This window comes from Salipiger abyssi (genome assembly GCF_001975705.1).
Taxonomy (GTDB): domain Bacteria; phylum Pseudomonadota; class Alphaproteobacteria; order Rhodobacterales; family Rhodobacteraceae; genus Salipiger; species Salipiger abyssi.
The window spans coordinates 1585470-1610660 of record NZ_CP015093.1 but is presented as its reverse complement, the minus strand read 5'-3'; the positions used below and the strand labels follow the sequence as shown (position 1 = coordinate 1610660).

The window sequence follows — 25191 nt, the reverse complement described above, 5'->3', positions numbered from 1 at the left end:
CTACGCCGCGATCTCGCTCGCGCCGCATTGAGTCAGGAGATCAGAGACCATCTGCCGGGTGCAAAGCGAGGTGCCCGGCGTGGTCACCGTGGCGCTGGCGGCGGCGGCGCCAAGCGCCAGCGCGTCGGGGGCGCTCATGCCGCCCGCGAGGCCGAAAGCGAAGGCGCCGACAAAGCTGTCGCCCGCCCCCACCGCCGAGAGCACCGAGACGCTGGCGGCGCTGACCTGCCAGAGCCCCTCCGGCCCGGCCATGACAGAGCCGTCGGCGCCGCGCGCCACGATCACCCGCTCCGCCGCGCCGCGCGCCACGAGCTCGGCGGCGAATTGCGCCGATTCGAGCCGCGTGACCAGCGGCCGGCCGGCCAGCTCCTCGGCCTCGGCGCTGTCCATGCGCAACACTGCCGGCGCCGGATCGGTGCCTGCCGCGAGATAGGCCAGCGCCGCGCCGGATGTGTCGGCGATGACCTGCGCCTCGCGTTCGGCCAGAGCGGCGCAGAGTTGGGTGGTGAATTCCACCGAAACCCCCGGCGGCTGGCTGCCGCTCAGCACCACGATGCCGCCCTTGGGGACAGCGGTCGCGATGGCGTGCAGCGCCTCGGCCACATCCTGCTCCGCCCATTGCGGGCCGGGCATGACGAAACGGTACTGCGCGCCGGTCTTGCGGTCGTGCACGGCGAGGCTCTCGCGGGTTTCGTCGGGCGCCTTCATGCGCACCAGCGGGATATTGTGTTCGGCCAGCGCCATCTCGAGCCGCATACCGTTGGGACCGGCCAGCGCCACGAAGGCGCGGGCATGCCCGCCGAGCTCGGCCACCACGCGGGCGACATTGATGCCGCCGCCGCCGGGATCGACGGTGACCGGATCGCAGCGCAGCTTGGGGCCGGGGACCACCTGGTCGGCGGTTGTCGAGAGATCCAGCGCGGGGTTCAGCGTGACGGTGAGAATATCGTTCATGCGCCGCAGCATGGCAGGGTGGAGAGGCTTCGCCAAGAGGGCTGAACTGGACAATTGCACGCGCTTGTGGGAAGTGCCCTGCGCATAAGCAGGAGCTTGTCATGACCGTCACCCGTTTCGCGCCGTCCCCCACCGGCCACATCCATGTGGGCAACCTGCGCACGGCGCTGTTCAATTACCTGATCGCCCGCAAGGCCGGCGGCACCTTCATTCTGCGCATCGACGACACCGATCCCGAGCGCAGCAAGGAAGAATATGTCGACGGCATCAAGCGCGATCTGGAATGGCTGGGCCTGACCTGGGACAAGACGGAGCGACAGAGCGCCCGGCTCGACCGCTATCACGAGGCGGCGGACAAGCTGCGCGGGATCGGCCGGTTCTACGAGGCGTGGGAGACGCCGACCGAGCTCGACCTCAAGCGCAAGAAGCAGCTCAACATGGGCAAGCCGCCGGTCTATGACCGCGCGGCGCTGGCTCTGAGCGATGCGGAAAAGGCCGCGCTGCGCGAAGAGCGCGGCGATGGCGTCTGGCGCTTCAAGCTCGATCAGCAGCGCATCGACTGGACCGACGGCATCCTCGGCGACATCTCGATCGACGCGGCCTCGGTTTCGGACCCGGTGCTGATCCGCGGCGACGGGCAGATCCTCTATACGCTGGCCTCGGTGGTGGACGATACCGAGATGGGCGTCACCCATGTGGTACGCGGCTCGGACCACGTCACCAACACCGCGACGCAGATCCAGATCATCGAGGCGCTGGGCGGCTCGGTGCCGAGTTTCGCGCACCATTCGCTGCTCACCGGCCCGCAGGGCGAATCGCTGTCGAAGCGGCTCGGCGTGCTGTCGATCCGCGACCTGCGCGAATCGGGGGTCGAGCCGGAGGCGCTCTTGTCGCTGATGGCGCGTCTGGGATCGAGCCAGCCGGTGGAGCTGCGCCTGTCGCTGGACGAGATCGCCGAGGGGTTCGAGCTGAGCCAGTTCGGCGCGGCACCCACGAAATTCGACGTCAACGACCTCTACCCGCTGACCGCGCGCAAGCTGCACGAGCTGCCGCTGTCCGCCGTTGCCGACGAGATTGCCGCGCTGGGCGTGCCCGCCGACAAGGCAGAGCTGTTCTGGAGCGTCACGCGCGAAAACATCACCACCCGCAAGGATCTCGCCGGCTGGTGGCGGCTCTTCAGCGAGGGCGCCGAGCCGCTGGTCGCAGACGAGGACAAGGACTTCATCGCCGAGGCGATGGCGATGCTGCCCGAGGGCCCGTTCACCCGCGAGACCTGGGGCGAATGGACCAAGGCGGTGAAGGAACAGACCGGCCGCAAGGGCAAGGGCCTCTTCATGCCTCTGCGCAAGGCGCTGACCGGGCGCGAGCGCGGGCCGGAAATGGCCGATGTGATGCCGCTGCTCCAGAAAGTGCCGGCGCGCGATCTGGCCGGGAACTGACCCGGCTCAGCCGCCGTATTTCCGTGCCAGCGCATCGCGGTCGTCGGCGACCGTGAGCGCGGATTTGGCGTGGCGCAGGGCATAGCCCTGTGCCTGCCGCGCCGCCCGCGCCAGTTCCGGCCAGTCCGAGGCTTCCAGCGTCGCGAGCGAGTCCAGCACCACGCCGATCACCTCGGGATGCGCGGCGCCGGCGCGGATCAGCGGGTGATAGCCGTCTTCGATCAGATCCGGCGCCGCGACGACGGGCACTTCGATCCTCGGATAGTCCGGCGGCGTCGTGCCCGGCGCCTCGATCCCGGCGAGAAGCCGGGTCACCCGGTGGCTGACGTCGATGGCGGTGCCCGGGTCGTTGATGCCGGGCGACAGCGCGCGCAGGGCGATCTCGCTCAGCACCACGATGCCAAAGCGCGCGTCCTGCTCGGCGGTGCGGGTCTTGCCGATGGTGAAGCAGCCTGAGAGCCCGTCCGGTTCGGCCCCGTCGCCCAGCAGCCAGCCCAGCGGCGCGCCCGCGATCACATGCTGCCCCGGCGCGGCGCTCAGCGTCAGCCGCGCATTGGCGGCGGCGAGCCGTTCGTGCAGCGAGCGCATGTCGACGAATTGCACATAGCCGCTCTGCGGCGCGGGCAGCGGGCGGGCCGAATCCGGGATCTGCGCATCCGGTGGCAATGGCAGGCCGCCCAGCGCGGGCTGCGCCATGGCGCGGCGCAGCGGGCCGCGGGCGTGCTGCTCGACGATATCGAGCGTGTTGTCCATGCTGCCCAGCGTGCTGAGATGATCGATCCAGCGCAGGATGGCCAGCACGATGGCGCCGATCACCAGCACCGTGACCCCGAGGATCACCACCGAAACCGCATCCGAATAGAACCCGGTGCGGAACATCACCAGCGCGGTCAGCGCATAGAGAAAGGCGCCGGTGAAGGTGGCCAGAACGGTCTGCGTGGTGGTGTCCGCCAGATGCAGCCGGTAGGCGCGCGGCGTCGCCTGGCTCGCGGCGGACTGGAAGGCCTGCACCATGACCGACAGCGAGAAGGTGGTCACGGTCAGCATGGTGGTGGCGAGGATCGTCAGGATCGGCACCACCGTATCCGGGCCGAAGCGCTCGGCCCAGCTTTCGGGGATCAGTGGCTCGACCAGCGGCGACAGGAAGGCCACCGCCAGCGCCACCACCGCCCCCAGCATCACCCGCGCCGCCAGACTGCGCGCCAGTCGCAGCAGCAGCAACAGCGCCTTGGACGCGGTCATGCCGCAACCTTTCGGCAGCCGAGCGCAGCCAGCCTTGCGTCGACAAAGGCGCGCTCCTCGTCGGCGAGGCGCTGGGCGCGCGGATAGCGGGGCGCGGCGCGGTCGTCGAGGATCGGCGCCTCCCAGCCGGTGGTGGTCGCAAAGAAGCGCTCCGCCCCCGCCGGGCCGTATTCGGCGAGATAGCCCTGGATCACCACGTCGAGATAGCTGAGCAGCACCGGGTGCGCCTCGCTCGGCAGCGACAGCTTTTCCGGCGCGATGGCATAGATCGCGAGCTGCGCCACCTCCGGCGCCTCGTGCGCCACGCAGCTCAGCGCGTCGCGGCGCTCATAGGCGTGTTCGCGCTGGTCGAGCGCTGCCCAGCCATCGGGCGGCACCGGCGCGATCAGCCCCTCGATTTCGCAGTCGGGATCGGGAATCGCGGTGAGATAAGCGACCTCGCGAATCTCTGTCGCGCGCCACGCCCGGCGCCAGCCGCGCGCGCTTGCGCGATGCGCCGGGGTGAAACCATGGGTCAGACGGTTCACCAGAGACCCGTATCCGAAGAAAAAAGCGCTGCTCAAGATGCCATTGCCCTTCGCCGATTGATATATGTCAAACTACCTTTTCCCGGATCGTGTATGAAGGCCGCAACCATTGATGATGAGGGCCGGCCTGTGCGCGTGACCAAGAGAACCAATATTGCCATCCGGGTGCTGATGCATTGCGCGGCCAATACCGGTCGCCTCGTGACCAAAGCCGAGATTGCCCAAAGGTGCAATGCGTCCGAGAACCATCTCGCGCAGGTGATCAACCAGCTTGCGCAGCTCGGCTATCTGCACACCCAGCGCGGCCGCAATGGCGGGCTGGAGCTGGCGCGCCCGGCGGAACAGATCCGCATCGGCGACGTGTTCCGCGCGCTCGAGGCGCCGGTGCCGCTGGCCGAATGCTTTGCCGATGTCGACAATACCTGCCCGCTGACCGATGCCTGCCGGCTGCGCATCGCGCTCACCGACGCCGCCAGCGCCTTTTACGCGACACTGGATCCGATCACTTTGGATGCGCTTGTCTGCGACAATGCTCCTTTGATCGACATTCTCGCGCCCGGGCATCCCTGTACGCTCGGAATGCGTCAGAGCAATCTTGCAGCTCAGCCGCAATCGTCGTAGCGTCCGGCCATCGCGAAGGGAGAACCGGCTCTGCCGGTGCCGAAGGAGCAACCGCCCCGGAAACTCTCAGGCCACAGGGACCTTTGCGAAAGACAGACTCTGGAGAGTGGCGCGGCAATCGCGCCCGCCGAAGGGATAGCGATCTCAGGCTGACGGGACAGAGGGGGCATTTCAGGCGCGGATGGACCGCGCGGAAATGCCCGGAACCGGCCGCCACGCGCCACATCCGGGCCAAAAGGATGTGAGACGCGCATGGACGAGCTGAAACGCACGCCGCTTTACGATCTGCACCTGTCGCTTGGCGCGAAGATGGTGCCGTTTGCCGGCTACGAAATGCCGGTGCAATACAAACTCGGTGTTATGAAAGAGCATCTGCACACGCGGTCGCGTGCGGGGCTTTTCGACGTAAGCCATATGGGCCAGGTGATCCTGCGCGGCGACGGCGCCGCGCTGGCGCTGGAGTCGCTGGTGCCGGTCTCGGTCGCGGGGCTGGCCGAGGGGCGGCAGCGCTACGGGCTCTTCACCAACGAGGACGGCGGCATCGAAGACGATCTGATGATTGCCAATCGCGGCGATCACCTGTTCCTGGTGGTCAACGCGGCCTGCAAGGAGGCCGACGTGGCGCGGCTGCGCAAGGCGTTGGAGCCGCAGGGGATCACGGTCGCGTATATCGAGGACCGCGCGCTGTTGGCGCTTCAGGGGCCCGAGGCCGAGGCGGCGCTTGCGGCGCTGAACCCGGCGGTGTCGGAGATGCGCTTCATGGATGTGGCGACGGTCGAGCTTTGCGGTGCCGAGGCCTGGGTCTTGCGCTCGGGCTATACCGGCGAGGACGGGTTCGAGATCTCGATCCCCGAAAGCGCCGCCGTGGATCTGGCCGAGGCGCTGCTGGCGCAGGACGCGGTGGAGCCCATCGGGCTCGGCGCCCGCGATTCGCTGCGGCTGGAGGCGGGGCTCTGCCTTTACGGCCACGATATCGACAGCACCACAACGCCGGCGGCGGCGGGTCTGCTCTGGGCCATCCAGAAGGTGCGCCGCGCCGATGGCGACCGGGCCGGGGGCTTTCCCGGAGCGGAAAAGATCCTGCCGGAGATCGCCACGGGGGCGGCCACCGCAAGGGTCGGGCTGAAACCCGAAGGCCGCGCGCCGATGCGCGAAGGTGTGCCGCTTTTTGAAGTCGAAGAGGGTGGCGAGCCTCTGGGCCACATCACCTCGGGCGGATTCGGCCCGAGTGTGGGCGGACCGGTGGCGATGGGCTATGTCCCCGCGCAGGGCGCCATGCCGGGCACGCGCTATTACGGCGAGGTGCGCGGCAAGCGGCTGCCGGTCGAGGTTGTGCCGCTGCCTTTTGTGAAACAAACCTACAAGCGCTGACAGGGAAGGGACCAGCGACATGAAATTCACCGAACAACATGAATGGCTCGAAATCGAGGACGACCTGGTGGTGGTGGGGATCACCACCCATGCCGCCGAGCAGCTGGGCGACGTGGTCTTTGTCGAGCTGCCCGAGCCGGGCACCACGGTGAGCAAGGACGACGAGGTCGTGGTGATCGAGTCCGTCAAGGCGGCCTCGGACATCCTCGCGCCGCTCGATGGCGAAATCGTCGAGGTCAACGAGGCGATTGTCGAGGATCCGGGCAAGGTCAACGAGGATCCCGAGGGCGAGGCCTGGTTCTTCAAGATGAAGATCGAGGACATCTCGGCGATGGACGAGCTGATGGACGATGCCGCCTACAAGGCCTTCATCGGCTGACAGTATCCGGCAGGCGTTGGGCCGAAGGCCCGGCCTGCGCTGCTCTTGCCCGCGCCGATACACCGGCGGAGAGGGCGGCATTCGAGTATTTTTAGAAAGATGAAAGGGCGGGGGAGTCCCTCCGCCCCGATGCTGGACATTCTGGACGGACAGACATGGCTTTCACCCCGACCGACTATCTCCCCTACGATTTCGCCAACCGGCGCCATATCGGGCCGTCGCCCGCCGAGATGGAGGCGATGTTCGCCGCGCTCGGGGTCGCCGATCTCGACGCGCTGATCGCCGAGACCGTGCCGCAGGGCATCCGCCAGGCGGCGGCGCTCGATTTCGGCGCGCCGCTTTCGGAACGCGAGATGCTGTGGCGGCTCGAAGAGGTGGCTGGCCGCAACAAGGTGCTGACCTCGCTGATCGGCCAGGGCTATCACGGCACGATCACGCCGCCGGCGATCCAGCGTAATATCTTCGAGAACCCGGCCTGGTACACCGCCTATACGCCCTATCAGCCGGAGATCTCGCAGGGTCGGCTCGAGGCGCTGCTGAACTACCAGACCATGGTCAGCGACCTGACCGGGCTGGAGATCGCCAATGCGTCGCTGCTCGACGAGGCCACCGCCTGCGCCGAGGCGATGACCATGGCCATGCGCGTGGCGAAATCCAAGGCCAAGGCGTTTTTCGTGGACGAGAACTGTCATCCGCAGAACATCGCGGTGATGCAGACCCGCGCCGCGCCGCTGGGGATCGAGGTGATCGTCGGCGCGCCGGAGACGCTGGAGGCCGACACCGTGTTCGGCGCGATCTTCCAGTATCCCGGCACGTTCGGCGGGCTGCGCGATGTCTCCGCCGAGATGGAGGCGCTGCATGCGGCCAAGGCGGTGGGCATCGTGGCCGCCGATATCATGGCGCTGTGTCTGGTGAAGGAGCCGGGCGCGATGGGCGCCGATATCGCCGTGGGCTCGACCCAGCGTTTCGGCGTGCCGCTGGGCTATGGCGGCCCGCACGCGGCCTATATGGCGACGAAGGACGCCTATAAGCGCGCCATGCCCGGGCGCATCGTCGGTGTCTCGGTGGACAGCCACGGCAACCGCGCCTACCGGCTGGCGCTGCAAACCCGCGAGCAGCATATCCGCCGCGAGAAAGCCACCTCCAACGTCTGCACCGCGCAGGCGCTGCTGGCGGTGATGGCGGGCTTTTATGCGGTGTTCCACGGCCCCGAGGGGCTCAAGGCCATTGCGCAGCGCATCCATCTCAAGACCGCGCGGCTGGCCAAGGGGCTGGAGGAGGCGGGGTTTGCCGTCGAGCCGGAGGCGTTTTTCGACACGATCACCGTGGAAGTCGGGCTGTTGCAGCGCGGCGTATTGCAGGCCGCGGTCAAGGAGGGCGTGAACCTGCGCCGGGTCGGCAAGACCAAGGTGGGCATCACGCTGGACGAGGCCACGCGGCCCGCCACCATCGAAGCGGTGTGGCGCGCCTTTGGTCTCGTGCGCAAGGACGAGGACGGGGCCGCGGAATACCGGCTGCCCGACGCGCTGCTGCGCGAGAGCGGGTATCTCGGCCACGAGATCTTTCAGATGAACCGTGCCGAGACCGAGATGATGCGCTACATGCGCCGTCTCGCCGACCGCGATCTGGCGCTCGACCGGGCGATGATCCCGCTCGGCTCCTGCACGATGAAGCTCAACGCCGCCGCCGAGATGATGCCGGTGAGCTGGCGCGAATTCGCCAATCTGCACCCCTATGCCCCCGCCGATCAGGCGCGCGGCTATGCCGAGATGATCGGCGATCTGTCGGAGAAGCTCTGCGCGATCACCGGCTACGATGCGTTTTCCATGCAGCCCAATTCCGGCGCGCAGGGGGAATACGCGGGTCTTCTGACCATCGCCTCCTGGCAGCGGGCGCGGGGCGAAGGCCAGCGCGATGTCTGCCTGATTCCGGTCAATGCCCATGGCACCAACCCGGCCTCGGCGCATATGGTGGGCTGGACTGTCGTCGCGGTGAAATGCGACGATCAGGGCTCCATCGACCTCGACGATTTCCGCGCCAAGGCCGAGCAGCATTCCGACAGGCTGGCGGCCTGCATGATCACCTACCCCTCGACCCATGGCGTGTTCGAGGAGACCGTGAAGGAGGTCTGCGCCATCACCCATGAGCATGGCGGGCAGGTCTATATCGACGGCGCCAATATGAACGCCATGGTCGGCCTGTCGCGGCCCGGCGATCTGGGCGGCGATGTGAGCCACCTCAACCTGCACAAGACCTTCTGCATTCCGCATGGCGGCGGCGGCCCCGGCATGGGTCCGATCGGCGTCAAGGAGCATCTGGTGCCGCATCTGCCCGCCGATCCGCTGACCGGCGGCGTGGCCGGGCCGGTTTCGGCGGCGGCCTTCGGCTCGCCCTCGCTGCTGCCGATCTCCTGGGGCTATATCCTGATGATGGGCGGCGAGGGGCTGACCCAGGCGACGCGGGCGGCGATCCTCAACGCCAATTACATCGCGGCGCGGCTCTCCGGCGCCTACGAGATCCTCTATACCGGCCCCAAGGGGCGGGTGGCGCATGAGTGCATCCTCGATGTGCGCCCCTTCGAGAAATCGGCGGGCGTCACGGTGGAGGATATCGCCAAGCGGCTGGTCGATTGCGGCTTTCACGCGCCGACCATGAGCTGGCCGGTGGCGGGCACGCTGATGGTGGAGCCGACGGAATCTGAGACCAAGGCGGAGCTCGACCGCTTCTGCGACGCGATGCTGGCGATCCGCGAGGAGATCCGCGCCATCGAAGAGGGCAGGGTCGATGCGGAGAACAACCCGCTGAAACACGCCCCCCACACGATGGAAGACCTCGTGCGCGACTGGGACAGGCCCTATTCGCGCGAGCAGGGCTGTTTCCCGCCGGGCGCCTTCCGGGTCGACAAATACTGGCCGCCGGTCAACCGGGTGGACAATGTCTATGGCGACCGGCACCTGGTCTGCACCTGCCCGCCGATGTCGGATTACGCCGACGCGGCGGAGTAGTCTGCCGCAGCACATACCGGGGCGGGCAGGCTTGCCCGTCCTTCTTTTGCCCGCGTCACATAAGAAATGCGCCCCCGGATGGAGGCGCATTTTGTCTTTTTGCGGTGAGAGAGGCTCAGATCGACTCTTTGATCCAGCTTTCCAGCGAGGCCTTGGGCGCGGCGCCGGTGCGGTTCGAGATCACTTCGCCATCCTTGAAGATGAACAGCGCCGGGATGCCGCGCACGCCGAGCGCAGCCGCCACGCCGTGGTTGTTGTCGACATCGACCTTGGCAACCTTGATCTTGCCTTCATACTGTTCGGCCAGCTCTTCGAGCGCCGGGCCGATCTGCTTGCAGGGGCCGCACCATTCGGCCCAGAAATCGACCACGACGGGAATGTCGGAGCCTTTCACTTCCTCATCGAAAGTCGCGTCGGTGACGGGAACGGTGGCCATTGGAATCTCCTTGCGGGTTTGGCAGCCAGTATCTTGGGAGGCGAAGGTAGGTAGGGGCCGGGGAGTCGTCAAGCGGTCGTAGCGCGCGCCAGTGCCGCAGACACAAGATCGTGTGGCAGTGACATATAGTTCTGCGTCGCCGTCCAGATCAGCCCGGTTTCGATCTCGCGCCCCGGATAGAGCTGGGCCAGCGCCGCCGCATAGGCGCCCATCTGGCGCAGCAGCCCCTCGGGCGTGTCCGCTGCGGTGGCCGGCACGGTGCGGTTGGATTTGAAATCCACCGCGATCACCTTGTCCGGGGTGACGATCAGCCGGTCGATGATGCCGTGAATGCGCCCGACCGGCGCGATCTCGGCGGTGAGCGGCACTTCGGCGAGGCTGTCGGGGGCAAAGAACGGCGTCAGCGTGTCTGCGGCCAGCACCGCCAGCGCTTCGCTCGCAAGCGTTTCGGTGTCCTCGGGCAGCTCCTCGGCGATGGCCAGCACATGCGGCACGGCGGCGGGCCGGGCATCGGGGGGCAGGGCCGAGAGGTGTTCCAGCAGCAGGTGCAGCACGGTGCCGCGCAGCATGGCGGCCTCGACATCCTCGCCGTCTTCCCCGGCCAGCGCCTTGGCGCCGCCGAGCGCCGAGGGCGAGACGGATTCCAACAGAGCGCCCGGCAGCGGCGCGGGCTGGCGGAAAAGATCCGGCAGGGCCGCCTCCTGCCGCAGGATCTCCGGCGCGGGTTCGTGCGGCAGCGCGCTCCAGTCGGCCTGCCCCAGCCGCAGCCCCTCATCCGCGCCCCAGGCGCCGAAATCGAAGGTGGCAGGCTCCGCGCCGGAGCGCTCCATGCCCAGCCGAACCTGATCGTACCAGGCATTGCCCTGCGCCCCCAGCCTGCCGGCGGCGGCGACCACCAGCCATTTCTCCGCCCGGGTCAGCGCCACGTAAAGCAGCCGGTCGCGTTCGCGCTGATTGGCGTCTTTCGCCCGCTCCAGCGCCTCGGCCTGCACCCGTGGCTGCGCCTCGGCGCTGGCCTTCCACACGGTGCCGGTGTCGCCATCGAGCAGGCTGTCGCGGATCTGAGCATTGGGCTCGGCGCAGTCCGGCAGGATGACGATGGGCGCTTCCAGCCCCTTGGCGCCATGCACCGTCATCACCCTGATCCGTGCCCCGGCGCTGTCGGGCGCGCGCTTGATCTCCAGATCGTCGGTCTGCATCCATTCCAGGAACCCGGTGAGCGAGGGCACCTCGGTCTGCTCATAGGCCAGCGCCTGCCCGATCAGCGCATTGATGCCGTCCTCGGCCTCTTCTCCCAGCCGTCCGAGCAGCTTCTGCCGGCCCTCGTGCCGGGTCAGGATGCGCTCGATCAGATCGAAGGGGCGCAGGAAATCCGCCTTGCTCCGCAGATCGTCGAGCACCGCCATCACCTGAGGATATGCGTCTCTGTTTCCGCGCAAAGCGGCCCAGAGATAGCCGTCGCGCGGCTGCGCCAGGGTGAACAGATCCTGCTCGCCCAGACCGAAGAGCGGCGAGCGCAGCGCGGTGGCGAGCGACAGGTCGTCCTCGGGCGTGGCGAGAAAGCTCAGCAGCGCACCGATATCCTTCACCGCCAGCTCGGACATCACCTTGAGCCGGTCGGCGCCGGCGATGGGCAGGGCGCGCTGCTTGCAGGCGCGGATGATCTCGGTAAAGAGCGTGCCGCGCCCGCGCACCAGGATCAGGAAATCGCCGGCATGGGCGGGACGGGTGCGGTACTGGCCGCTGAAGCCGATCTCTTCGGGCAGCGGCGTGCCGAGGGTCTTTTCGATGAACCCCGCGACGCGGTTGGCGAGGATCACCGCGTGATGACGCTCGCCCACCCGGTCGACCGGCTCGAACCAGTCGGTCTCGTCTTCCTCCTCCTTGCCGGGCTCAACATGCGGCCAGAGATCCACCCGTCCGGGCATCTCGGATTTGAAGGCGCGGTGTTTCTGGTCCTGCGAAAACCCCGCCGCCTCGCGCCCGTCAAAGGTGTTGTCGACCAGCCGCAGGATCGGCTCGGCCGAGCGAAAGCTGTATTCCAGCATCATCCGGCTCAGCGGCGCGTCGGTGCGTTTCAGCCGCTCGGCGAACTCGTCGCACATGCGGTCGAATTCGCGTGGATCGGCGCCCTGAAAGCTGTAGATCGACTGTTTCTTGTCGCCCACCACAAAGATCGTGCGCCGCACATCGGCGCGCGCGCCCTCGCCGCTGGTGAACTCATGCGCCAGCCGCTCGATCACCTGCCATTGCACCGGGCTGGTGTCCTGCGCCTCGTCCACCAGAATGTGGTCGATGCCGCCATCGAGCCGGTAAAGCACCCATTCCGCCACCCGGTCATCGGACAGCAGATCGCGCGCGCGGGTCACCAGATCGTCGAAATCGAGCCAGCCGCGCCGCTGTTTCTCGGCCTCATAGGCGGGCAGAAACGCCTGCGCGAAGCGGTGCAGCGCCAGCTCGCGCTCGGCGGCGGCCAGCGCGAGCCGGGTCTCGCGGGCGGATTCCACCCGGCGCATGAGGTCTTCGAGCGCGCCCATATGCGGCGCCAGCGCGCCGTTTTGCAGCCCCTTGGTGGGGAATTTTCCGAGCTTGGCAGTGAACGGCTCCTTGGCGCCCTTGCCGGTCAGCAGTACCGACTCGAGGATCTCCAGCGCGTCGAGATCGGGCGCGGTGATACGCGCCAACTGCGCGGCGGCTTTCTGGTCGTTGGCGCCCGATCCGGAGAGCGCCGGCACCATCGCCTCCAGCAGCGCCATTTCGCCGCCGAGGAACACCCGCGCCAGCAGCGCCTCGCGGCTGTCGTCGGGGGCGAGATCGTAGAGCGCAAACAGCGCCTCGCGTGAGCGGGCGGGCAGAAATGCGTCTCTGTTTCCGCAGATTTCGGCCAGAAGCTTCTCCGGCTCGTCGCTCAGCCAGCCGGCCAGATCGGCGACCAGATGACCGTGGGCGCCCTCGGACAGCCGGTCGAGCACATCGGCACGCAGGATCTGCGCGGCGCGGTCCTCCATCTCGTGGAACTGCGGCGAGACGCCGGCCTCCAGCGGAAAGCGCCGCAGCAGAGAGGCGCAGAAGGAGTGAATGGTCTGGATGCGCAGCCCGCCCGGCGTCTCGATGGCGCGGGCAAAGAGCGTTCGGGCGCCAGCCAGCCGGTCGGGCGGCAGCGGCCCGTCGAGCCCGAGCTGGCGCAGCTCGTCGCGCAGCGCCTCGTCCTCCAGCATCGCCCAGGCGCCGAGCCGGCGGAACAGCCGGTTCTGCATCTCGGTCGCGGCGGCCTTGGTGTAGGTCAGGCACAGGATGTGTTCCGGCAGCACCCCGTCGAGCAGCAGCCGCGCCACCCGGTCGGTCAGCACCCGGGTCTTGCCCGAGCCGGCATTGGCCGAGAGCCAGGTCGAACAGTCGGGGCGCGCGGCGCGTACCTGCGCTTCGGTGGCCTCGTCGCGCTTCATTCCAGCACCTCGCGCTGCGCCTCGTCGATCACGTCCCATTCGCCGAAGCGGGCGAGGTGATCGTATTCGGACACATCCTTTTCCTTGAGCAGCGCGGCGCGGGCGGTATAGCCGCGCTCCGGTTCCGCCCAGCGGGTCATGAGCGTCTCGAACTCGGCCCAGACCTGCGCGGCTGGCATTTCGTCGAGCGGCGCCGGCACCTCCTTGGGACTGGCCGCGACCGAGACGAACACCGCGCGTTCGGTGTGGCGCGGCTGAAGCTCGCGGAAGGCACCGCGCTCGACCATGGCGGCTTCGAGCAGCAGCTGCTTGTCGAAATAGCGCTGCTCCTTGGGGCTGGGGGCGGCGCCGGTCTTGTAATCGTAAAGATGCGCACCGCCGCGCGCGTCGATGTCGATCCGGTCGGCCTTGCCGCGCAGGGTAAAACCGAGCTGCGGAATCTCGCCATGACCCATGATCTCGTAATGCGCGGGCGTGGCCACCGCCTGTCTCGCGCGCTCGGTCTCGGTGAACCAGAGCGCGATCTTGGCCAGCCGCGCGCGCCAGAGATGGCGCGTTGTCGGATAGGGCACGATCTGCGGATCGCAGATGATGGCGTCGGTCTTGCGCAGCAGCGCCTCGACACTGAGTTGCACCGGATCAGAGACGCTTTCCTTGACGAACTCCTCCAGCACGCGGTGGATCAGCGTGCCACGCAGCAGCGCGTCTGGGGCACGTTGCAGAGGATTGAGCGGCGTGAGCCGCAGCACCCGCTTGGCATAGATGTGGAAGGGGTCACGGATCAGATGCTTGATCTCGGTGACCGAGAGCGTGCGCGGCCGCGCCGCCAGCGGTGGGGCCGGCGAAGGGCGCGGCGCCGGGGCACAGGGCACGGGCTTTTCCAGCGCGCGGGCCAGCGCCAGCCAATGGCCGCCGCGCGCGCGCATGTCCTTCAGCGCCTGCGGCCCGTCCCGGTCGGGCAGCCCGTTCATCAGGTTCATCAGCCGGTTCAGCCAGCGCGAGGGCACGGTTTCCGCATCGTCGGATTTCAGCGCGCGGGTCAGCCAGACCTGCGGCGCGGCCACCGCCTGCTGAAAGTCATGCGCGGCCAGCCCGATGCGCCGTTCCGGCACCAAAAGGCCCGCGCGGTGCCGCATCCGCCGGTTCAGCCAGGGGTCGGCGCCGGGCAGCTCGGGCCAGCTGCCTTCGTTCAGCCCGCCGAGGATCAGCAGATCGGCGCCCATCACCCGCGCCTCCAGCGTGCCCCAGATCAGGATGCGCGGATGCGGCGCATCACGGTCGCGCAGCTCGTGTCCCGAAAGCACCGCGCCAAAGAGGTCGGCATAGTCGCGCGCGTCCAGATCGGTGCCGTACCCGGCCTCGTCGCGCAGATCTTCGATCACCGCGCGGGTCTTGCGCCCGGCGGCCTCTTTCCAGAGCTCGGAATCCGTACCCTGCGGCCCGGCGGCGATGCTCTCGGCGCGGGACAGATGGTCTTCGATCCAGTCGGCAAGTGGGCGGGTGCCGTGTTGCGGTGGATGGCAGAAACAGGCGGCAACCCATTCCGCCCAGGCCTCCTGTTTCGCCGCCACGCCCCAGGCGCGCAGCTGCTCGGGCTGCGGATAGGGCCAGGATTTGCGGCGGATATGCAGCTCCAGCTCGCGGGTGGCGCGGAGGTGCTCGCCGCGCGCGTGGCCGCTATGGGTGAGCGGATGCTTGAGCAGGGTGAGCAGCGTCTCGGCGGTCAGATCCTGCTGGAACAGGGTCGAAACATGGCGCAGGAACCGGCCCGGCGGGGTCAGTTGTAGCGGCGTGCCGGCGCTGTCGTCGGGCAGGATGCCCCAGCGGTCGAGCGCCGCCGTCACCTGCCGGGTCAGCATCCGGTCGGGGGTGATCAGCGCGGCGGTCACGCCGTCCTCGGCAGCCTGACGCAGGCGCAGCGCGATGGCGGTGGCCTCGTCGCGCTGGGTGGGTGCCTCGACCAGCGTCAGCTCGGTGGTGGCCTCGGTCAGATCGGGCAGGCCCGGCCCCTCGTCCCGCCATTGATCGGTGACCGGCGCGGGCCGCAGCGCCAGCGAGATCAGCCGGTTGCGCCCGGGGCTGGGCGCTGCCTGTTCGGTCCAGTGGGCAATGTCGCCCGGGCGCAGATCCAGCTCGCGCATCAGCCGGGCAAAACGGAACTGCGGGTGATCCTCGCCCGAGAGCGCATCGGTGAGCCCGTCCCAGACCGCCTCGGGCGTGTCGAAATCGAAGCCGGGCAGCACCAGTGCGCCCTGCGGCAGCCGTGCCACCGCCTGCATCAGCCGGTTGGTCATCCCGCGCGAGCCGGTGGAGCCGGCCAGGATCACCGGGTGCTGCGGCGGCTGCGTTTCCCAGTCTTTCAGTCTCTGTTCCAGCGCAAAACGGCGAAAGGCGACGGTGTCCGGCGCCTCGTCCCCGTCCTCGAAATAACGCTGCACGATGTTGAAAAAGCTGAGCGCCCGCTGCCAGTGGCCGGATTCATCGCTCACATCCAGCGCCGCGATATCGTCGGGCGAGACGCCCTCGTCCTGCATCTCGTCCATCAGCGTGGCGAGGCTGTCGGCGAGGTCGAACAGCGTGCTGCGCGGCGCGAGATCGGGCTGCGCGTCGAGCAGTTTCGACACCAGCCCGGTCAGCTCCAGCCGCCGCCGCAGCGGCGAGACCGGCGCCGGCAGATGCGCCAGCGCGATCGGGTCGGCGACATTGCCCAAGAGCCGGATGCGCGGCAGCAGCGTGGCCGGCCCCTGGTCAAAGATCTGCCGGATGCGCCGCGCCATGCGGGTGGTGTTCACGATCAGCTCGGCCCGCGCCATGGCCTCGGGCGGCTGCCCTTCCATGCGGGCGCGCAGGCCGGCGACCAGCGCCGCCGGGAAATCGACACCGGGGGCGAGCGCGAAGACGCGCGGGGTGGCAGAGCGCTCAAACATCGGCGCCCAGCATCTCTTCGGCGAGCCGGATGCCCTCGGGATGGCCGACATCGCACCAGTAGCCGGGATAGGGCAGGCCAAAAAGCCGGCCCTCTTCGTGCATGACGTTCCAGAGGCGGTTCAGCGAAAACACGCGATCGGGGATATTGGCCAGCCCGCCGGTCGTGAGGATCTGCGCGCCGGTATAAACGAGATCGCCCTGGCGCAGCAGCCGGCCGGCGCCGTCCATGCTGAAATCGCCGGCGGTCTTGCGGCCCACGGCGCGCGCCATGGGCACGCAGAGCAGCAGCGCGTCCATGCGCGCGGGATCCCAGGCCTTGCCCAGCAGGCGCAGCGGGTTGGGGCCGGACCAGACCGCATCGGTGTTGAGCGTAAAGAGCGGATCCTGCCCCAGCAACGGCAGGGCGGCGCGCAGACCGCCGCCGGTGTCGAGAATCTCCGGCTCTTCACGCACGACGACGATGTCGCGCCCGGCGAGATGCGCTTCGAGCTGGTCGGCGCGGTAATGCGCGTTGACCACCCGGCGCAGCTTGCCATAGCCTTCGGCCAGATCCAGCGCGTGGTCGATGAGCGGCTTGCCCGCCACCTCGATCAGCGGCTTCGGGCGGTCGGCGGTCAGCGCGCCCATGCGGGTGCCGAACCCGGCGGCAAAGAGCATCAGGGCGTCGGGCATGTGGATTTCAGCCTTTGCAGGATGTCCGGGGTCGGGGCGGGCAGCGCGTCGCGCAGCAATGCTGCGATGTTGGCCAGCGCCGGGTGGCGCAGGTCGGTTTGCAGGTGCCCCCAGACCCGGGGGATAAGGTCGATGTAATGCGGCTTGCCGCGCGTTGCCGCAAGCCGGGCGAAGACACCGAGGATACGCAGGTTACGCTGCGCGCCCAGCACCGCCAGCGCGGCGCGGAAGGGCTGTTCGGGAAGGCCGGTTGCGGTGAGATAGTGACGAATTGCCGCCTCCGCGGTGGCAGGGGCCACATCGCGGCGGGCATCCTCGATCAGGGAGACGAGATCGTAGGCACGATGCCCCTGAAGCGCATCCTGGAAATCCAGCAGACCGGCGCGGGCGGCGCCCTCGCGGTCGGGCAGCCAGAGGATATTCTCGGCGTGGTAGTCGCGCAGGATCATCACATCGGTCTCGGGCGCGTGGGTGGCCAGCGCGGCCTCGAACGCGGCGGCGCAGGCCTCTTTTGTGCCGGAAGGGGCGGGCTGGCCGGCACCTTCCGCATAACAGTCAAAGGCAAGGTCAGTCATCGCGGCAAGGCGCGCGGGATCGGCGCGCGGCAAATCGGGCGGCGCGGGGTGCCGGTGCAGGGCGATCAATGCGTCAGTTGCGGCGAGATAGAGCCGCTTTTCGGTCTCCGGATCAGTTGCGAGCCGGGCAACCAGCCCGTCGCCCAGATCCTCGATCAGCAGCAGGCTCGGCGCTTCGGCGAGGATGCGCGGCGCGCTGAGCCCCAGAGACAATAGATGCCGCGCGAGCCGGGCAAAGAGCGCGGTGTCGCCCTCGGGGTCTTCCATGAGGATCGCCGTTTCGCCGCCGCGCGTCAGGCGGCTGTAACGCCGCGCCGAGGCGTCGCCCGCCAGCGGTTTAGCCACGGCCTCTGCCCAGCCGGCCTCTGAGAGAAAGGTGGCGCTCATGCGGTCAGCCCCGCGAGCACTTCGTCCCAGCGCGGATCGGTCCAGTCGAGCGCAAGCTGCCTGACATCCTCACCCTCGTCCATGGCGAAGCCCAGCGACAGCGCGCCTTGCGGGGCGAGATCCTCCAGCCGGTCGGGCCATTCGATCAGGCAGATCGCGGTCTCGAACGCGTCGGTGAGACCGAGCTCGGCGCATTGGTCGGGATCGGAGAGCCGGTAGAGATCCGCATGCCAGAGCTCCCCGGCGCGTGTCTCGTAGACCTGAACCAGCGTGAAGGTGGGCGAGGGCACATCCTCGGGCGCGTCCTGAAGCGCCTGGATCAGGCAGCGGGCGAAATGTGTCTTGCCGGCGCCGATACCGCCGGAGAGCAACAGCACGTCGCCCGGTCGCAGCCTGTCGGCAAGCCGGGTGGCGAGGGAGCAGGTCGCTTCGGGTGAGGCGAGGGTCAGCGCGGCGCGGGGTGATGTCATGGCGCGAAAATACCCTGCGCGCGCTGCGGCGCAAGCGGGATCAGGCGTCGGCGCCCTACACCTCGGCGGGGATTTTCGCCGGGCAGAGGCAGGGGCTGAACCGGATCAGCGTCGCCCCGCCGCTGAGCGGCTCGGCCCGGCAGAGCAGGCGCTGGCCGTCGAGCGTTTGCAGCTCGGCATCCCAGCCGGCGCGGTCGCCCAGGGTCAGGGTGAAATCGCGCAGCTCCGCCCAGATCGGGCTGGGCCGGCAGCGCGCCTGCCAGTCGCGGGTGGCCTCGGCGATGCCGATTTCGGCGATGCTGCTGTCGGGGTCGTTGTCCCAGAGCTGGCGATAGGGGTCGTTGCAAAAGGACAGGACGCCGAGCTGCGAGAACACCGCCACCGCGTCGTCGAGACAGTCGAGCACCGCCTGTGTGACCTCGATCTCCTGCCGGAAGCGGCGGGTGAGCGAGATCTCGGCGCTGATATCCTCGAACAGGAAGGCCACGCCGCCATCGGGATGCGGGCGCCCGGTGATCTTGTAGGTGAGCCCCGAGGGCAGACTCCAGGTTTCGACATAAAGGTCGCTGCTGGCGGCGGCGATGACCTCGCTCAGCTTGTCGCGCCAGCTGCGGTAATTCTTGGGCTCGGGCATCATCTGCTTTTCGCGCAGCATATCGAAGAAGCTGAGCAGGTTGGGCCGGCCGCTGAGGAATTCCGCCGGCAGCGTCGTCAGGTCGAGCAGCGCCGGGTTGAACAGGACCAGTCGCAGATCCTTGTCGAAAACGGCAAGCGCGATGGGCAGATGCGCGAAGATACGGGTGAGGGTTTGCAGGAAATTGCGCTGCGCCGCCTCGGCATGGATCACCGCGTCGATATTCTGCGCGAAATGCAGCCGCCCCTCTGGAACGCGATAGGATTGTACCTCGTACCAGGACTGGCTGCCGTCGCCGGGCTTACCTGCGCTGGCGCGGCTGACATGGATGTCCTCGCTGTCGTCGGGAAGGATATCGAGCGGTTGCGTGCTGCGGTCGGGCAGCTCCGCCCGCGCGCAGAGATCGTCGAAACTGGCGTTGCCCCAGACCACCTGCCGCGTGGAATCGGTTTGCCAGATCGGGGTGGGTGTGCGGGCCATCACATGGCGGAGTTGCGACAGCTCGCGCAGATCGGCACGCAGGCGCAGGCATTCGCCGACACCCGCCGGCGGGCCGATAAAGGTCAGGCGCAGCCTGTTTCCGTCAGGCGTGAGTGTCAGTAGCGTTTCGGGGTCGCCTATGGCCGGCAGTACCGCCGCCTCGGTTGGCTGGACCTCGGGAAGCGGGCCGAAGAAGGGGCGCAGCGCGGTGGCGATTTCGGACCATGTGAGCTGTTCCGCCGGGCCGCATTCCAGCAGGTGCCGGGCCTGCAAGGTCGCATCGGTCAGCATGCCATCCGAGACGAGTATCTCTGTACGTTCCATATGCGGTGTGTCTGGAGGTTTCGCTTGTGACGCGGCGTTTGGCGCCCGCCCGATCAGCATCCCTCCGATGAAAGCCGCCCCTCCGGCCCCAATCCCGGTTGCCAGTGCAATTAAAAAATCCACAAAATAACCCGTTCCGTTTACCTCTCCCCGTCCGTCATGATTGAACGGAGAAGGTTAATTTCTCGTTAAGGTCTCTGTGCGGACGGGATCAGATCTCGATCGGACGGTTTTCGCCGAGCGGCGTGCCGGGCGCATGGCGGGGCGCGATGATCCTGCTGCTGGGCCAGACGACCTCGACGATGGCGCCGCGGGGCGCGCCCTTTTCAGATCCGATAAAGGGGTCGGCCCCATTGGCAAAGCTCAGCTCGGCGCCGCTGCGCTCCAGCAGCGTCTTGGCGATGAACAGCCCCAGCCCCATGCCCTCGTATTCCGGGCGTGTGCGGCGGTCGCTCTCGCTGCGGCGGCGGCGCATCAGCGGATCGCCGAGCCGCCCGATGAGATGCGGCGGAAAGCCCTGGCCGTCGTCGATGATGCGCACGGTGATGCTGCCGGCATCCCAGATCGCCTCGACCCAGACCTGGCTGCGGGCGAAATCCACCGCGTTCTGGATCAGGTTGCGCAGCCCGTGGATGATCTCGGGCCGGCGCAGGATCTGCGGCGGCAGCGGCGCGCCCTCCGGGCCCGGCCCGGCCTCCACATGGATTTCCTTGCCGCGGTTCTCATGCGGTTCTGCGGCCTCGCGGATCACCTCGGTCAGCGGCGCCTGGCGCAGATGCAGATCGTCCTTTCCGGCGCGTCCCATACCGCGCAGGATATCGCGGCAACGGTCGGCCTGATCGCGGATCAGCCGCGCGTCTTCCTGAAGCTCCGGGTGGTCGTCGAGATCCTCGATCAGCTCGGCGGAGGTGAGCTTGATCGTCGCCAGCGGCGTGCCCAGCTCATGCGCCGCCGCCGCCACCACGCCGCCGAGATCGTTGAGCTTCTGCGCCCGCGACAGTGCCATCTGCGTCGCGGTGAGCGCGTCGGACATGGCGTTCATCTCGCGGGTGATGCGGCGCGCATAGACCGAGATGAAGACAAGCGCGATGGTGATCGCCGTCCACTGGCCAAAGACGAAGACCTGCGGCAGTTGCAGGGTGATGCCGTCGAGCGTGCGCAGCGGCAGGTGAAAGAACACCATGACCGTGATCAGCACAAAGGCGGTGACGTTGAGCAGGATGGTCGAGCGCAGCGACAGCGCCGCCGCCGAAACGGTGACCGGCCCCAGAACCAGCAGCGTGAACGGATTGTTCAGCCCGCCGGTGAGGAACAGCAGAAAGCAGAGCTGCAACAGGTCGAACATGACCATGAGCAGGTTTTCGTTCTCGGTCAGGCGCTTGTTCTCGGGGAAGATGAACATCGCCACGAGGTTGCCGATGATCGACACGCCCACGGCGAGATAGCACAGCCCCAGCTCCAGCCGCAGATCATAGAGCTGCTGCGCCACCGAGATCGCGATGATCTGGCCGCCGATGGCGACCCAGCGCAGCAGGATCATGGTGCGCAGGCGGATGAAGTTGCTGCGCTGGTCCTCGTCCAGCAATCCCAGGTCGGTCTGGCTCATCTGCGCGCTTTCGTCACTTGATCCTGCCGGCCCAATTGTTAGGTCTCCGTCACCGCTTTCGCAATCAGCTCCGGGAAAAACGCCGCATGCGCTGGACCATCGCCGCCGTCTCCGCCCTCGTGCTTGCCGCTCTTATCGGGGGCATCTGGTTCTATACACGCCCCGGCGATCAGGCGAGCGATCCCTTCGCGCCCTGCCGCACGGCGGTGATCGCCGGCGGCTCCGATCAGATCGGCGGCCCGTTCGAGCTGGTCAATTCCGCCGGCGAGACGGTGACCGACAAGGATGTGATCACCGAGCCGACGCTGCTTTATTTCGGCTATACCTTCTGCCCGGATGTCTGCCCGCTCGATACCGTGCGCAACGCCGATGCCGTCGATATTCTCGACGCGCAGGGCAAGAGCGTGACGCCGGTCTTCATCTCCATCGATCCGGAGCGTGACACGCCGGAGGCGGTGGGCGATTTCGCCCATAATATCCACGAGCGGATGATCGGCCTGACCGGCTCGCCCGAGCAGGTCAAGGCGGCGAGCCAGGCCTACCGGACCTATTACAAGAAGCAGCCGTCGGATGACGAATTCTATCTCGTCGATCACTCGACCTTCACCTATCTGGTGCTGCCCGAATACGGCTTTGTCGAGTATTTCCGCCGCGAGCTGCCGCCCGAAGACCTCGCCGAACGCGCCGCCTGTTTCATTGATCGCATGTAATCGCATGCGCATTTGACCCCTAGCGCGCCGCAGGATATTACCGAAATCCAAGCGTCGAACAGCAGTTGGGGGGACAGTCGTGTCGGAACGGATGATCGAAGATCTGGGAGACGACCGCTCGCTGCTTCTTGTCGACGATGACGAGCCGTTTCTGCGGCGTCTCGCCAAGGCCATGGAAAAGCGCGGTTTCGAGGTCGAGACCGCCGGCTCCGTGGCCGGGGGTAGCGCCATCGCCACGGCACGCCCGCCGGCCTATGCGGTGGTCGACCTGCGGCTCGAGGACGGCAACGGGCTCGACGTGGTCGAGGTGCTGCGCGAGCGGCGGCCGGATTCCCGCATCGTCGTGCTGACCGGCTATGGCGCCATCGCCACGGCGGTGGCCGCGGTCAAGATCGGCGCCACCGATTACCTGTCGAAACCCGCCGACGCCACCGACATCACCAACGCGCTGCTGTCGCGCGGCGACGAGCTTCCGCCGCCGCCGGAAAACCCGATGAGCGCCGATCGCGTGCGCTGGGAGCACATCCAGCGGGTTTATGAACTCTGCGACCGCAACGTGTCGGAGACGGCACGGCGGCTGAACATGCACCGGCGCACGCTGCAACGCATCCTGGCGAAACGCTCGCCGAGGTAAGGCCGGGCCATGCCTGAGCGGCCTGTCTCCGACGGGAGTATTTCATCGAAAGATGAAGACCGGTCTCAGGACAGGGTGAATTTCTTCATCACGGCGCTGGGCGTTTCTCCGTAATTCCGGAACCCCATCGCTTCGTAATAGGCCTGCCCGCCTGTATTCGCGTGGCCGATACTGGCGTCGATGGCGGGCAATCCCGCCTCGATTGCGGCGCGATGGCTGACATCGAAGAGACGGCGGCCTATGCCGCGCCCGTTGTGGTTTGCATCCACATAGGTGCCGATGATTCCCCATCCCGGGGTCACACCGTAAGGATTGCCAGCGCGGGCGCGTTTCAGGGACTGGAAGCCGATCACCTCGCCGCCGGCTTCGGCCAGGGTGCAGGCGATGCGGTCGGGATCTTCGATGTAGCGGGCCAGCACATCCTCGGGAGCGGAGGGGCGAGGGCTGTTTTTCGCCTTCAGGATCGCGGTGAGCAGACGGCTCATGCCGGTTGCGTCTTCCGGTGTCGCCGGGCGGATGCGGAGCGGGGCCGTTTCACAGGTCATAGCGTTTCAGCACCTTGTCCACGACCTGGCCGTTGCTCATCACATAGCCCCTGATGACCCCGTAATCCTCGAAGCCGCGCGACTGGTAATAGATCAGCCCGCCCTCGTTGTCGGCGCGGATCTCGGCATTGATCCAGGCATAGCCTGCCGCGCGCGCCGCCGCCTTGGTTGCCTCGAAAAGCTTCGAGCCGATGCCGAGCCCGGTCTTGCCGGTCCGCGCGAAGGTGGCGATCTGTCCGACCGTCGCGCCGTGGTCGCGGTGCGGCTCGATCCATTGGAACCCCATGAGCTGGCCACCCGCATCCTCGGCCACATGCCAGATCGAGCGCGGATCGGCCTCCATCCAGCTCAGCAGATCCTCGCGGCTGACCGGATCGGTGATCGCGGTGGTGCCGCCGATCTCGATGATCTCGTTGAGCAGTTCGGCCATCGGGCGGGCGTCGAGCGGGCCGGCGCGGCGGGTTGTTATGGTCATGGCAGGCACTCCAGCAGGGCGGCGTGGCGGGCGGTGAAATCGCGGCGCACCTCGACCGGCGGGCGCAGATGGATGTCGAGCCCCTCGATCATTTCCGGCGCGGGCCGGCCGAAGAACCGCGTCGCCTCGGCCTCGGTAAAGCCCGCGATCTGCGTGGCTTCCATCCAGGCCGAGACCAGATCCGCCTTCTTGATCTGTTTCTTCAGCCGCGCCGGCGTCAGCGCGGGCAGGCCGAAGCGGATATGGATCGCCGCCGAGAGCCGCTTGTCGAGCTCGCCATAGCTGGGGCCCACCGCCGCCTTCACCGGCGAGATCATGTCGCCGATCACGTATTCCGGTGCATCGTGCAGCAGCGCGGTGAGCCGGGCCGCGGGTGTCGCCGAGGGGCAAAGCCGCGAGAACAGCGCCTCGACCAGCAGCGAATGCTCGGCCACGGAATAGGGGAAATCGCCCTCGGTTTGGCCGTTCCAGCGGGCGACAAATGCAAGCCCGTGGGCGATATCCTCGATCTCGATATCCACCGGGGTCGGGTCGAGCAGGTCGAGCCGGCGGCCCGAGAGCATCCGTTGCCAGGCGCGGGGTTGGCGGGGCATGCGAGGTCCTTGAGTGTCAATGCGTGTCCCGATGGAGTACGCCTTGATCGCCGGGCGAAGCAAGCGTCACGGGGCATCCCCGGATCGTCTGCCGCGCGGAGATGGGTCAGAGCGTCATCGGCATGCAGGCATAGACGAAATTGCCATGCAGCTTGCCGATCTGTTGATACCCCAGGCCACGGAACGTGCGCTGGATCCAGCGCTCCTGTCCGAGATTTTCCAGGATCAGGATCGGCTGCCAGCGATGGATCAGATGCCAGGCGCCACGCAGCGCCTGCTTTTCGTGTCCCTCCACGTCAAGTTGCAGGATCGTCACCCTGCGGCCAAGCGGAACGGTGAAATCCAGCATGACCGCCTCTACCGGCTCGACGCCCGGCCCCTCTTCGGTGACGAAATGCGTCAGGCCGCCCAGGCTCTTGCCGTCCTCGTCGCGGGTGCGGAACAGCACGGTTTCCTCGCGGTTGGACAGCGCGGCATTGGTCAGCGTCACGTTCGCCAGAGCGTTCAGGGCGATGGTCTTGCAGGCGGCTTCGTAGTTGCCGGGATTGGGCTCGAAGGCCCAGATCCTGCGCTCCGGGGCCATCGCGGCGGACAGTGCCGGCAGGAAATCGCCAAAGAAGGTGCCCGCGTGGATGATGTCGCCATCGCCGGCGTGTTGGCGCATGAAGCGGATCGTGTCGGGCTCGTACACTCCGCCAGCCAGCACGGCGCGGGCAGCTGGCCGTGCTTCGAGCCCGG

At 67.6% G+C, this 25191-nt stretch carries 22 protein-coding genes and 1 riboswitch; of the genes, 7 read left to right on the top strand and 15 right to left on the bottom strand.

Features of this window, described 5'->3' with window-relative positions; genetic code table 11:
• Positions 1-954, bottom strand: coding sequence for a 1-phosphofructokinase family hexose kinase (locus Ga0080574_RS11325; protein WP_076705894.1), 954 nt, complete (start codon positions 952-954; stop codon positions 1-3).
• A gap of 101 nt (positions 955-1055) precedes the next feature.
• Here Ga0080574_RS11325 and gltX point away from each other — a divergent pair, with 101 nt between their 5' ends.
• Positions 1056-2393, top strand: a complete 1338-nt coding sequence (gene gltX, locus Ga0080574_RS11320) for a glutamate--tRNA ligase (protein ID WP_076698916.1) — start codon at positions 1056-1058, stop codon at positions 2391-2393.
• Positions 2394-2399: 6 nt separating this feature from the next.
• On the opposite strand, the gene Ga0080574_RS11315 is transcribed toward gltX, so the two are convergent.
• On the bottom strand, positions 2400-3635 hold the full coding sequence (locus Ga0080574_RS11315; protein ID WP_076698913.1) for a DUF2254 domain-containing protein: 1236 nt from the start codon (positions 3633-3635) through the stop codon (positions 2400-2402).
• On the bottom strand, positions 3632-4198 hold the full coding sequence (locus Ga0080574_RS11310) for a gamma-glutamylcyclotransferase family protein (RefSeq protein ID WP_076698910.1): 567 nt from the start codon (positions 4196-4198) through the stop codon (positions 3632-3634). The genes Ga0080574_RS11315 and Ga0080574_RS11310 overlap by 4 nt, the downstream gene beginning before the upstream one ends.
• 93 nt (positions 4199-4291) lie before the next feature.
• Here Ga0080574_RS11310 and Ga0080574_RS11305 point away from each other — a divergent pair, with 93 nt between their 5' ends.
• The 4 genes from Ga0080574_RS11305 (at position 4292) to gcvP (ending at position 9538) form a co-directional block, all read left to right on the top strand.
• Entirely contained in the window at positions 4292-4783 is a 492-nt protein-coding gene (locus tag Ga0080574_RS11305; protein WP_076705892.1) for an RrF2 family transcriptional regulator, read from the top strand.
• Between the two features lie 6 nt (positions 4784-4789).
• A riboswitch (glycine riboswitch) is annotated at positions 4790-4876 on the top strand.
• A 159-nt stretch (positions 4877-5035) separates the two neighbouring features.
• A complete protein-coding gene (gcvT, locus tag Ga0080574_RS11300; protein ID WP_076698906.1) occupies positions 5036-6154 on the top strand; it encodes a glycine cleavage system aminomethyltransferase GcvT in 1119 nt (372 codons plus the stop codon).
• 19 nt (positions 6155-6173) lie between these two features.
• Positions 6174-6533, top strand: coding sequence for a glycine cleavage system protein GcvH (gene gcvH / locus Ga0080574_RS11295; RefSeq protein WP_076698903.1), 360 nt, complete (start codon positions 6174-6176; stop codon positions 6531-6533).
• Between the two features lie 155 nt (positions 6534-6688).
• Positions 6689-9538, top strand: coding sequence for an aminomethyl-transferring glycine dehydrogenase (gene gcvP / locus Ga0080574_RS11290; RefSeq protein ID WP_076698900.1), 2850 nt, complete (start codon positions 6689-6691; stop codon positions 9536-9538).
• A 115-nt stretch (positions 9539-9653) separates the two neighbouring features.
• Here gcvP and trxA read toward each other — a convergent pair whose 3' ends face one another.
• From trxA to regB, 8 genes are all read right to left on the bottom strand, one after another.
• Positions 9654-9974 (bottom strand): thioredoxin, encoded by a 321-nt coding sequence (trxA, locus tag Ga0080574_RS11285; RefSeq protein ID WP_076698897.1) that lies wholly within the window; start codon positions 9972-9974, stop codon positions 9654-9656.
• Between the two features lie 68 nt (positions 9975-10042).
• On the bottom strand, positions 10043-13420 hold the full coding sequence (gene addA, locus Ga0080574_RS11280; protein WP_076698894.1) for a double-strand break repair helicase AddA: 3378 nt from the start codon (positions 13418-13420) through the stop codon (positions 10043-10045).
• A complete protein-coding gene (gene addB / locus Ga0080574_RS11275) occupies positions 13417-16347 on the bottom strand; it encodes a double-strand break repair protein AddB (RefSeq protein ID WP_076698891.1) in 2931 nt (976 codons plus the stop codon). Before addB ends, addA begins: the two co-directional genes overlap by 4 nt.
• On the bottom strand, positions 16340-17020 hold the full coding sequence (locus tag Ga0080574_RS11270) for a nucleotidyltransferase family protein (protein ID WP_076698888.1): 681 nt from the start codon (positions 17018-17020) through the stop codon (positions 16340-16342). The genes addB and Ga0080574_RS11270 overlap by 8 nt, the downstream gene beginning before the upstream one ends.
• On the bottom strand, positions 17005-17982 hold the full coding sequence (locus Ga0080574_RS11265; protein WP_076698885.1) for an aminoglycoside phosphotransferase family protein: 978 nt from the start codon (positions 17980-17982) through the stop codon (positions 17005-17007). The genes Ga0080574_RS11270 and Ga0080574_RS11265 overlap by 16 nt, the downstream gene beginning before the upstream one ends.
• Entirely contained in the window at positions 17979-18452 is a 474-nt protein-coding gene (tsaE, locus tag Ga0080574_RS11260; protein WP_076698882.1) for a tRNA (adenosine(37)-N6)-threonylcarbamoyltransferase complex ATPase subunit type 1 TsaE, read from the bottom strand. The genes Ga0080574_RS11265 and tsaE overlap by 4 nt, the downstream gene beginning before the upstream one ends.
• 55 nt (positions 18453-18507) lie before the next feature.
• Entirely contained in the window at positions 18508-19890 is a 1383-nt protein-coding gene (locus Ga0080574_RS11255) for a PAS-domain containing protein (protein WP_237219361.1), read from the bottom strand.
• Positions 19891-20101: 211 nt separating this feature from the next.
• Entirely contained in the window at positions 20102-21496 is a 1395-nt protein-coding gene (gene regB, locus Ga0080574_RS11250) for a sensor histidine kinase RegB (RefSeq protein WP_076698876.1), read from the bottom strand.
• Positions 21497-21582: 86 nt separating this feature from the next.
• On the opposite strand from regB, the gene Ga0080574_RS11245 reads away from it, so the two are divergent.
• Positions 21583-22206 carry an SCO family protein gene (locus Ga0080574_RS11245; protein WP_076698873.1) on the top strand — a complete coding sequence of 208 codons (624 nt, stop codon included), beginning with the start codon at positions 21583-21585 and terminating at the stop codon, positions 22204-22206.
• 91 nt (positions 22207-22297) lie between these two features.
• A complete protein-coding gene (locus tag Ga0080574_RS11240) occupies positions 22298-22840 on the top strand; it encodes an ActR/PrrA/RegA family redox response regulator transcription factor (protein ID WP_198039841.1) in 543 nt (180 codons plus the stop codon).
• A gap of 65 nt (positions 22841-22905) precedes the next feature.
• Here Ga0080574_RS11240 and Ga0080574_RS11235 read toward each other — a convergent pair whose 3' ends face one another.
• From Ga0080574_RS11235 to Ga0080574_RS11220, 4 genes are all read right to left on the bottom strand, one after another.
• Complete coding sequence (locus tag Ga0080574_RS11235; protein WP_237219360.1) at positions 22906-23325, bottom strand: GNAT family N-acetyltransferase; 420 nt, start codon at positions 23323-23325, stop codon at positions 22906-22908.
• Positions 23326-23374: 49 nt separating this feature from the next.
• On the bottom strand, positions 23375-23860 hold the full coding sequence (locus Ga0080574_RS11230) for a GNAT family N-acetyltransferase (protein ID WP_076698864.1): 486 nt from the start codon (positions 23858-23860) through the stop codon (positions 23375-23377).
• Positions 23857-24453, bottom strand: coding sequence for an HD domain-containing protein (locus tag Ga0080574_RS11225; RefSeq protein WP_076698861.1), 597 nt, complete (start codon positions 24451-24453; stop codon positions 23857-23859). Before Ga0080574_RS11225 ends, Ga0080574_RS11230 begins: the two co-directional genes overlap by 4 nt.
• Positions 24454-24559: 106 nt before the next feature.
• Positions 24560-25117, bottom strand: a complete 558-nt coding sequence (locus Ga0080574_RS11220; protein WP_156876349.1) for an FkbM family methyltransferase — start codon at positions 25115-25117, stop codon at positions 24560-24562.
• Positions 25118-25191 lie beyond the last annotated feature (74 nt).